Source organism: Cellulomonas sp. EB106-03-03-XG116 (assembly GCF_058792015.1).
The window spans coordinates 1-9776 of the sequence record NZ_JBYTEP010000086.1 but is presented as its reverse complement, the minus strand read 5'-3'; the positions used below and the strand labels follow the sequence as shown (position 1 = coordinate 9776).

The window sequence follows — 9776 nt, the reverse complement described above, 5'->3', positions numbered from 1 at the left end:
CCCCCCCCCCCCCCCCCCCCCCCCCCCCCCCCCCCCCCCCCCCCCCCCCCCCGCGACCGCGCGTCGCCTAGAGCCCGAACCGGCGGGCGACCGCGCGCAGCTGCTCGCCCGACCGCCGCAGCCCCGCGAGCTCGTCGGTCGACATCGGGACCTGCAGGCGCTCGCCCACGCCCGCGCGGCCGACGATCGACGGCACCGAGAGGCAGACGTCGCTGATGCCGTGGTAGCCGTCGAGCAGCGACGACACCGGCAGGATGCGGCGCTCGTCCTTGACGATCGCCTCGATGATCCGCGAGCCCGCGAGCGCCACCGCGTAGTTCGTCGCGCCCTTGCCCGCGATGATCCGGTAGGCCGAGTCGACGACCTCGCGGGCGATCGACTCCCGGACCTCGTGGGTGAGCGGCACGTGCCCCTCGATGGCGTTCCAGTCGAGGATCGGCACGCCGCCGATGGTGGCGGACGACCACAGCGGCAGCTCGGTGTCGCCGTGCTCCCCCGCGATGTAGGCGTGCACGTTCTGCACGGCCACGCCGGTGTACTGCGCGATGAGGTACCGCAGCCGCGAGGAGTCGAGCACCGTGCCGGAGCCGAACAGCTGGGTCGGGGGCAGGCCGGAGAACTTGAGGGCGGCGTAGGTGACGATGTCGACCGGGTTGGTGACCATCACGTACACCGCGTTCGGCGCGACCTCGACGAGCGAGGGCAGGATCGTCTTGACGAGGGAGATGGTCGCCTCGGCCAGGTCGATCCGGGTCTGCCCGGGCTTCTGCTTGGCGCCCGCCGTGATCATGACGACGTCGGCGTCGGCGCAGGCGGCGATGTCGTCCGACCCGATGACCTCGGCCATCGGCATGAACTGGATGCCGTGCCCGAGGTCCAGGGCCTCGGCCTCGACCTTCGCCTTGTTGATGTCGTACAGCACCACGCTGCGGGCGGCGCCGCGCATGAGCGCCGCGTAGGCCATGGTCGACCCGACCGCGCCCGCGCCGACGACCGCCAGCTTGGTGGTGCGGCGGGGCTGCAGGGGGGTGCCCACCAGACCCAGCTCGTCGCCCTCGACGTCGTCGATCTGCTCGCTCACGGCGGTCCTCCCGTACGTGCTGCTCGTGCGCGCGCGCCGGCCGGCGCGCTGGTCACGAGGCTAGCGGGCCCATGCGTCCCGGCGCTCCCCGGGCCGGGGACCCGGGCGCGTCGTCGCCGGGCGCCGGCACGCTGGTCAGGCCGTCGCTGCGGGCGGCGCCGCGAGCCGCCGCAGCGCGCCCAGGGCCACCTCGCGGTCGGTCGTCCGCCAGAACGCCGGCAGCGACCGGGTGAGGAACTCCCCGTACCGGGCCGTCGACAGCCGCGGGTCGAGCACCGCCACGACGCCCCGGTCGTCCGTCGACCGGATCAGCCGCCCCGCGCCCTGGGCGAGCAGCAGCGCGGCGTGCGTGGCCGCCACGGACATGAAGCCGTTGCCGCCGGACGCCGCCACCGCCTCCGACCGGGCCGACTTCACCGGGTCGTCGGGCCGCGGGAACGGGATGCGGTCGATGATCACGAGCTGGTTCGACCGCCCCGGGACGTCGACGCCCTGCCACAGCGACAGCGTGCCGAACAGGCAGGTCGGCTCGTCGGCGGCGAACTGCTGCACGAGCGTCGGGAGCTGGTCCTCGCCCTGCACCAGCACCGGGACGTCGAGGCGCTCGCGCATCGCCTCGCCGACCGCGACCGCGGCGCGCCGGGAGGAGAACAGGCCGAGCGTCCGGCCGCCCGCGGCGGTGATCAGCGCCTCGATCTCGTCGAGCTGGGCGTCGGTGGCGGGCTCGCGTCCCGGGGGCGGCAGCCGCCGCGCGATGTACAGGATGCCCTGCCTCGGGTAGTCGAACGGGCTGCCGACGTCGACGCCGTGCCAGGGCAGCGATGCGTGGGCCGGGCTCGCCGCCGGCTTCGGCACGTCGAGCGTGGTGCCCTCGCTGCCGCCCGGCGCCGACACCGCCACGGTCGCCGCCGTGGCCGTGGCCGCCGCGGCCTCGCCCGCGCCCTCCAGGCCGATGCTGCGCGCCATCGAGCGGAACTCGCCGCCGAGGCTCAGCGTCGCCGAGGTCAGCACCGACGCGCGCCCGGACAGCAGGTGCGTGCGGATCAGCCCGTTCACGGCGAGCGGCGCGGCGTACAGCCGGGTGGCGCCGTCGCGCTCGGCGCGGGAGCACCAGAGCACCGTGTACCGCTGCTCGTCGGCCTCCGCGGCCATCCGCTCGGCGACCTCGAACAGCGCCAGCACGGACGACGTCGCGATCTTCAGGCCGCTGTCCGCCGGCGCCGCCTCGCCCGCCGCGGGCTTCTCGGGGCGCAGCGCCGACAGCAGCCCGCGTGCCGCGTCCCGCACCATCGCGACCGCCTGGCGGGTGCCCTCCGGGAGCCCCTCGGTGAACCGCCCCTCGGGCAGGTGGATCAGCGCGGCGCCGAGGGCCGTCGCCGCGGAGTCGAGCTCCGTGGTCGCGATCCCGCCGTGCCGGCGGGCCATCCGGCCCGCGTGCTCGACGCTGCCGACCGACAGCTCGGCGGTCGACTGGGCGGTCACCCGGTCCGCGAGCTCGTGCGCCTCGTCGACGACCAGCACCTGGTGCTCGGGCAGCACGTGCGGCGAGCCCGACGCGGCGACGCCGAGCATCGCGTGGTTCGTGACCACGACGTCGGCGGTCCGGGCGGCGGCGCGGGCCCGCTCGGGGAAGCACTCCTCCAGCAGCGGGCAGCGCTGGCCCAGGCACTCCAACGACGTGACGGACACCTGGCGCCACGCGCGGTCGGTCACGCCGGGCACCAGGTCGTCGCGGTCGCCGGTCTCGGTCGCGTCGGCCCACTCCCGCAGCCGGACGACCTGCGCGCCGAGCGACTCCTTGCCCGCGTCCTCGCCGTCGGCGGGGTCGGTCGTCGACGGGTGCTCGGCCGCGCCGCGGTCCCCGAGGTCGAACAGCATGCCCTGGTCGTCCGGCGGGTAGCCGCCCGACGTCTTGTGCACGCAGACGTAGTTGTGCCAGCCCTTGAGCAGCGCGATCCGGGGCCTGCGCGGCAGCTCGGGGGCCAGGGCGTCGGCGACCAGGGGCAGGTCGCGGGTCATCACCTGGCGCTGGAGCGCGAGGGTCGCGGTCGACACGACGACCCGCTCCTCGGCGAGCACGGCGTGCCGCACCGAGGGCACGAGGTAGCCCAGCGACTTCCCGGTGCCCGTGCCGGCCTGGACGAGCAGGTGCTCGCCCTTCTCGACGGCCTCGGCGACCTGGTTGGCCATCCGGCGCTGGCCCTCGCGGGGCGACCCGCCGAGCGCCGCGACCGCCACGTCGAGCAGGTGGTCGACGGCTACGGGATCAGGCACCCGGACAGGGTAGTCGGGTGCGGGGACACCTCCGGCCACCCGGAGGCGCCCCCGGGACGTCAGCCCCGCTCGACCGCCGCGGCCGCGAGCTCGGTCGCCAGCGCCTGGTCGACCCGGCCGCGGAGCGCGGTGCCCTGCGGCGTGTGCTCCTCGGCGTCGATCTCCCCGGTCTCGTGCACCCGGTGCACGAGGTCGCCGCGGTCGTACGGGATCACCAGGTCGACCGTCACGCCCGGGCGCGGCAGCTGGTCGGCGATGACCGCCTGCAGCTCCTCGATGCCCTCGCCGGTGTGCGCGGAGACCACGACGGCGCCGTGCTCCCGCGAGCGCAGCCGGGCGACCGCCTCGGGCTCGGCCAGGTCGGCCTTGTTGAGCACGATGATCTCGGGCACGTCCATGGCGCCAGGGATGTCGGCGAACACGTGCCGGACGGCGGCGATCTGCCCCTCCGGGTCCGGGTGCGACGCGTCGACGACGTGCAGCACCAGGTCGGCGTCGGCGACCTCCTCCAGCGTCGACCGGAACGCCTCGACCAGCTGGTGCGGCAGGTTGCGCACGAAGCCGACGGTGTCCGCGAGCGTGAAGACGCGGCCGTCGGCGGCCTGGGCGCGCCGCACGGTCGGGTCCAGGGTGGCGAACAGCGCGTTCTCCACCAGCACGCCGGCGTCGGTGAGCCGGTTGAGCAGCGAGGACTTGCCGGCGTTCGTGTACCCGGCGATCGCGACCGACGGGATCGCGTTCTTCTTCCGGGACGCGCGCTTGGTGGCGCGGGCCGGCTCCATCGCGGCGATCTCGCGACGCAGCTTGGCCATCCGGTCGCGGATGCGGCGGCGGTCCAGCTCGATCTTGGTCTCACCGGGCCCGCGGGAGCCCATGCCCGCGCCGGCGCCGCCGACCTGGCCACCGGCCTGCCGGGACATCGAGTCGCCCCAGCCGCGCAGGCGCGGGAGCAGGTACTCGAGCTGCGCGAGCTCGACCTGCGCCTTGCCCTCCCGGGACTTGGCGTGCTGGGCGAAGATGTCGAGGATCAGCGCGGTCCGGTCGACGACCTTGACCTTCACCACGTCCTCCAGCGCGCGGCGCTGGGACGGGGCGAGCTCGCCGTCGACGACCACGGTGTCCGCGCCGACCGCCAGGACCACGCCCGCCAGCTCCGCCGCCTTGCCGGACCCCAGGTAGGTGCCGGGGTCGGGGTTCTGCCGGCGCTGAAGCAGGCCGTCGAGCACCTGGGAGCCCGCGGTCTCCGCCAGGGCGGCGAGCTCGCGCAGCGAGATCTCGGCGCTCTCCTGGGTGACGCCCCCGCCGCCCCAGAGGCCGACCAGCACGACGCGCTCGAGGCGCAGCTGCCGGTACTCGACCTCGGTGACGTCCTGGAGCTCGGTGGACAGCCCGGCCACCCGGCGCAGCGACGTGCGCTCCTCCAGGTCGAGCTGCTCGCCGTCGTACGTGGTGTGGACGGTCGCGCCGTCGTGGACCGCCGTGCCCGCCCGCGCGAGCACGCGTGCCACGACGTCGTCGGCGACCCGCTGGGCGTCGCGCGCGGCCTGCTGCGCGTCCACCTCGGTCTCCGGGACGTCCTGCTCGCGAGTCGTGGGGTTCTGGGGGTCGTTCACGCGGTTCCTTCGCTGTCGGCGGTGGGCCGCCGTCCTCGGCGGCCCGGGTACCAGTGTCGCGCGCCGCGGGGGCGGGCGCGAGGCTATTCGCCACCGGCGGACGGGCGCGCCGGGGCCGGCGGCGCAGCGCGCGGTCGGGGCGGCGGCGCGGCCGGTAGGGTCGCGGCGTGACCGGCACCGAGCACTACTTCACCGCCGAGCCCGCCTCCCCCGACGAGCGCCGGGCCCGCACCGTGCACCTCGCCGGCCGGGACGTCGAGGTCGAGACCGCCGGCGGCGTGTTCTCCCCCGACCACCTGGACGGCGGCACCGAGGTGCTGCTGCAGCACGTGCCCGACCCGCCCCGCGACGGCGACCTGCTCGACCTCGGGTGCGGCTGGGGGCCGGTCGCCCTCAGCCTCGGGCTGCTCGCCCCGCACGCGCGGGTGTGGGCCGTCGACGTGAACGAGCGGGCGCTCGACCTGACCCGGCGCAACGCGGCGCGGCACGGGGTCGACGGGCTGCGGGCGGTGCGTCCCGAGGACGTGCCGGACGACGTGCGGTTCGCCGCCATCTGGTCGAACCCGCCGATCCGGGTCGGCAAGGAGACGCTGCACGCGATGCTGCGGCAGTGGCTGCGCCGGCTGCTCCCGGGCGGCGAGGCGTACCTGGTGGTGGCGAAGAACCTCGGGTCCGACTCGCTGCTCCGCTGGCTGGCGACCGAGCTCGACGGCGTGGCGGAGGTCGACCGGGTGGCCACGGCGCGCGGGTTCCGGGTGCTGCGGGTGGTCGCGGCGGGCTGAGGCTCAGCCCGCGCGGACCGCCGCGACGGCGGCGCGGGCCTGCGCGAGCGCCGGCACGCCCGTGACCGTGAGCACCGGGGCGCCGGAGCCGTCCAGCAGGACCGTCGTCGGGGTCTCGGTGACGCCGAACCGCTCGGCCAGGTCGGCGCGGTGCGCGACGTCGACCTCGACGTGCGCGACGCCCTCCTGGGTCGCCACGACCCGCTCCAGCACGCGGCGGGTGGCCCGGCACGGCGCGCAGAAGCCCGACGACAGCTGGACGAACGTCGCGTCGCGCCCCAGCGGGCGACGCAGGTCCTCGGCCGTCAGGACGGCGGCGGTCGACGTGTCGGTCACGCGGGGTGCAACGCGGCCGCGGCCCGGCGTGTTCCGGCGCGGGGTGACGACGTGGGCGCGCTCAGCGCAGCAGCGCGGCCGGGTCGACGTCCAGGTCCGCGACCAGGACGGCGGGGCCCGCGAGCTCGACGTGCCCGTCCGGCAGCGCCGCGACCCGCACGGTCCCGCCCGGGACGTCCACCAGCCAGACGTCCGGCGCCTGCGGCCCGGCCCAGGCCCGCACCGCGAGGGCCGCGGCGCACGCGCCGGTGCCGCAGGACCGGGTCTCGCCGACGCCGCGCTCGTGCACGCGCATCCGCACCCGGCCGACGACGGTGCCGTCCGGGAGGCGCTGCTCGCCGAGCGGGACGACCAGCTCGACGTTCGTGCCGTGCGGCGGCACCGGGTCGACCGCGGGGGCGCGGGTGAGGTCCGCGGCCGCGAGCTCGGCGTCGTCCGCGAGCGCCAGCACGGTGTGCGGGTTGCCGAGGTCGACGCTGAGCGCCGGGCGCGGCACCGGCAGGCCCGGGACCTCCACGTGCGCGTCGGCGCCGGCGGCCGCCGCCTCGGGGCCCCCCGGCAGCCGCCACTCCCCCATGTCGACGGCGTACCAGGTCTCGCCCGCGGGGCCGGCGGCCTCCCGCACGCGCCGGACGCCGGCGCGGGTGCCGAGCACGAGCTCGCCCGCCGCGGGGTCCCACAGGCCGAGCGCGCGGGCGTACTCGGCGACGACGCGCACGCCGTTGCCGCACATCTCCGCGATCGACCCGTCGGCGTTGCGGTAGTCCATGAACCACGCGGCGGCCGGGTCCTCCGCGAGCACCGCGGCGCCCTCGGGCAGCTCGGCGCTCGCGACCAGCCGGATCACCCCGTCGCCGCCGATCCCCGCGCGCCGGTCCGCGAGGGCCCGCACCAGGTCGGCGTCCAGCGCGATCCCGGTCCGGCCGTCGAGCAGCACGAAGTCGTTCTGCGTGCCGTGCCCCTTGGTCACGCGCAGGGCCGCGACGGTGTCGGGCAGGGCGCGGGCGGCCGGGGACGCGGCGGGGGCGGTCATGACCCCAGACTACGGCGCGGCGCCGGGTCGTCCGTGGCGAGCCCGAGGTCCCCGGAGTCCGCCGCGGCGACGAGCGCGAGGGCCCGGTCCACGAGGTCCGGGTCGCGGGCGTCGAGCCAGTGCACGCGCGGGTCGCGACCGAACCAGCCCATCTGCTTGCGGGCCAGCCGGCGGGTCCCGGCGACCACCTGGGCACGGGCCTCGTCCTCGGTGATCTCGCCGCGCAGGGCCGCCAGCACCTCGGCGTAGCCGACCGCGCGGGAGGCCGTGCGCCCGATGCCGGCGTCGAGCAGGCCGCGCACCTCGTCGACGAGCCCGGCGGCCCACATCCGGTCGACCCGCGCCTGCACCCGCTCGTCCAGCACGGCGCGGTCGCAGTCCAGGCCGATCTGCACGGCGGGGACCTCGTAGTCGTGGCCGGGCAGGTTGGCCGAGTAGGGCCGCCCGGTGAGCGCGATGACCTCCAGCGCCCGGACGATCCGGCGGGCGTTGCGCGGGCCGATGTTCTCGGCCGCGACCGGGTCCGCGGCCGCGAGCTCCGCGTGCAGCGCCCGCGCGCCCTCGGTCTCCACCCGCGCCTCCAGCGCCGCGCGGACGTCCGGGTCGGTGCCGGGGAACTCGATCCGGTCCAGCAGCGACCGCACGTACAGCCCGGACCCGCCCACCACGACCGGCCGGCGGCCGCGCGCGGCGATGTCGGCGAGCGCCGCGCGGGCGTCCCGCTGGTAGGCGGCGACCGTCGCGTCCTCGTGCGGGTCGAGCACGTCGAGCAGGTGGTGCGGCACCCCCCGGCGCTCGGCGACGGTGAGCTTGGCGGTGCCGATGTCCAGGCCGCGGTAGAGCTGCAGCGCGTCGGCGTTCACCACCTCGCCGTCCAGGTGCTCCGCCAGGGCGACGCCCAGGTCGGACTTGCCGGTCGCGGTCGGGCCGACCACGGCGACGACGACGGTCAACGGGGCTCCTCGGGGTGGTGCGGGACGGTGCTCGGGTGCGGGGCGCGTGCGTCCGGGGCCGGGGTGTCGGCCACCCGCCAGGCGGCGACGACGTGCTGGGCGCCCGCCACCACCTCGGCGTGCGGGGGCGTCGCCTCGGCGGTGGCGCCCGCGGGCAGCAGCGCGAGGACCGCCCGCCAGGGAGCGCGACCGGACACGGCCAGGTCGCGCGCGCCGTCGGCGCCGAGGTCGTCGAGGGCCCGGGCCAGCGCGGCCGGGCCCGCGGCGAGGCCGGCGAGCAGCGCGTCGTCCGCGGCGGGGGCGCGCGGGTCGTCCGCGAGCGGGGCGTCGGGTCCGTGCCGGGCGCTGAGCGACCCGACGACCACGACCGCGCGCGGGGTGCCCGGCAGGGGCGGGGCGCCGGCGGGGGCGTCGCCGTCGGCGCGGGCGATCTCGAGCACGTCGACGGGCGCGTCGACCCCGGCGGCGCGCAGCAGCACGAGCGCGATCGACGCGGGCACGTCGGCCCGGGGGGCTCCGTCGACAGCGGGCGCGGCGTCGGGCAGGAGGAGCCCGGCGGCGCCCAGCCCGGGCGCGACGGGGTGCGGCAGGAACCGGCCGCGGCGCGCGGGCGCGACGACCAGCACCCGCGCCGAGCCGGCCTCGTCCGCACCCGCGAGACCCGCGAGCGCTGCCACCGCCGCGTCCCGCAGCCCGGCGGCGGGCTCGGCCCGCCCGGCGGCCCCGGGGACGAGCAGGGCGGTGTCGGGCAGGAACACCACGGCCAGGCTCACCCCGGAACCGTATCCCGCCGGACCCCGCAGCCCATCCGCCGAGACTGCAGAGTCCGACTGTCGGCCAGGGCCGGTAGACAGTCGAGAGATGGAGACTCGGCGATGAGGCGCGCGGGGTCAGGTGGTCAGGGTGCGGGCCAGGTCGTCGGCGCGGGCATCCTGGCCCGAGCGGCGCAGGACGTCGACGAGGGCGTTCGCCACCTCGCCGTGCGGGGCCCGCTGGCGCGCGGCCTGGAACCCCTCCATCGCCGACTCCAGGTGCCACACCGCGTCCTCGACGCTGCCGAGGTCGTCGTGCAGCCGCCCGGCGAGCCAGAACGCGTGCGCGGCGTCGCCGAGCGCGCCGAGGCCGGCGTACGTCTCGGCCGCCGCCTGCGCCCGGGCCGCCGCGGCGGCGTTCCGCTCCGGGCCGCCGAGCGTCGCGAGCAGCCGGGCCGCCGCGTCGTGCAGGTCGGCGGCGGCGCGGCGGTGCTCGGCCTGCTCGCGGGCGACGAGCTCCGGGGCCCGGTCGTCGTCGCCCGGCTCCGGGGTGCTCGCCGCGCTCAGCCGGAGCAGCAGGGCGTCCGCCTCCGCGAGCACGGCCTCGGCCTGGCCGGTCGCCGCGGCGGCGCCGGCCCACGCGACGACCACCGGGGTCACGACCGTCGCCGGGACGTCCGCGGCCCGCAGCCGGGCGACCGCCGCGGCGTACCCGGAGGCCGCGCCGTCGTCGTCGCCGAGCACCTGCGCGCAGTGCGCCGCCTCCGCGTAGCCGAAGCCGGACTCGGTCAGCAGGCCCGCGCCCTCGAACGCGACGGCCGCGTCCAGGTACGCGCCCGCCGCGGACTCCAGGTCGCCGGCCGCCGCGAGGCGCTCGGCCTCGGCGACGAGCGCGGCGGGGTCGGCCGGGGCCGCGCGCCTGTCTCTTCTCCACCTCTGACGCTGCCGACGA

Annotated in this window: 8 protein-coding genes and 1 pseudogene; 1 reads left to right on the top strand and 8 read right to left on the bottom strand. The window is 77.5% G+C overall.

Annotated features, from left to right (window positions below):
- Positions 1-67: 67 nt before the first annotated feature.
- The 3 genes from AC3WUG_RS18725 to hflX all read right to left on the bottom strand — a co-directional run bounded on the left by AC3WUG_RS18725 (position 68) and on the right by hflX (position 4914).
- Entirely contained in the window at positions 68-1036 is a 969-nt protein-coding gene (locus AC3WUG_RS18725) for an L-lactate dehydrogenase (protein ID WP_492329048.1), read from the bottom strand.
- A 180-nt stretch (positions 1037-1216) separates the two neighbouring features.
- Positions 1217-3355 carry an ATP-dependent DNA helicase gene (locus tag AC3WUG_RS18720; protein WP_492329047.1) on the bottom strand — a complete coding sequence of 713 codons (2139 nt, stop codon included), beginning with the start codon at positions 3353-3355 and terminating at the stop codon, positions 1217-1219.
- Positions 3356-3414: 59 nt separating this feature from the next.
- Positions 3415-4914, bottom strand: a complete 1500-nt coding sequence (hflX, locus tag AC3WUG_RS18715) for a GTPase HflX (RefSeq protein WP_147796860.1) — start codon at positions 4912-4914, stop codon at positions 3415-3417.
- Between the two features lie 221 nt (positions 4915-5135).
- On the opposite strand from hflX, the gene AC3WUG_RS18710 reads away from it, so the two are divergent.
- Complete coding sequence (locus AC3WUG_RS18710; RefSeq protein WP_492329046.1) at positions 5136-5750, top strand: class I SAM-dependent methyltransferase; 615 nt, start codon at positions 5136-5138, stop codon at positions 5748-5750.
- 3 nt (positions 5751-5753) lie between these two features.
- Here the strand turns inward: AC3WUG_RS18710 and AC3WUG_RS18705 are convergent, their stop codons facing one another.
- From AC3WUG_RS18705 to AC3WUG_RS18685, 5 genes and pseudogenes are all read right to left on the bottom strand, one after another.
- The gene (locus AC3WUG_RS18705; RefSeq protein WP_492329045.1) at positions 5754-6086 is read right to left on the bottom strand and encodes a thioredoxin family protein; all 333 of its coding nucleotides are present in this window, start codon (positions 6084-6086) and stop codon (positions 5754-5756) included.
- A 61-nt stretch (positions 6087-6147) separates the two neighbouring features.
- Entirely contained in the window at positions 6148-7119 is a 972-nt protein-coding gene (dapF, locus tag AC3WUG_RS18700; RefSeq protein WP_492329044.1) for a diaminopimelate epimerase, read from the bottom strand.
- Positions 7116-8072 carry a tRNA (adenosine(37)-N6)-dimethylallyltransferase MiaA gene (miaA, locus tag AC3WUG_RS18695; RefSeq protein ID WP_492329043.1) on the bottom strand — a complete coding sequence of 319 codons (957 nt, stop codon included), beginning with the start codon at positions 8070-8072 and terminating at the stop codon, positions 7116-7118. The genes dapF and miaA overlap by 4 nt, the downstream gene beginning before the upstream one ends.
- Positions 8069-8845 carry a hypothetical protein gene (locus AC3WUG_RS18690; protein WP_492329042.1) on the bottom strand — a complete coding sequence of 259 codons (777 nt, stop codon included), beginning with the start codon at positions 8843-8845 and terminating at the stop codon, positions 8069-8071. The genes miaA and AC3WUG_RS18690 overlap by 4 nt, the downstream gene beginning before the upstream one ends.
- A 117-nt stretch (positions 8846-8962) precedes the next feature.
- Positions 8963-9776, bottom strand: a pseudogene (locus AC3WUG_RS18685) (hypothetical protein); the annotation flags it as partial.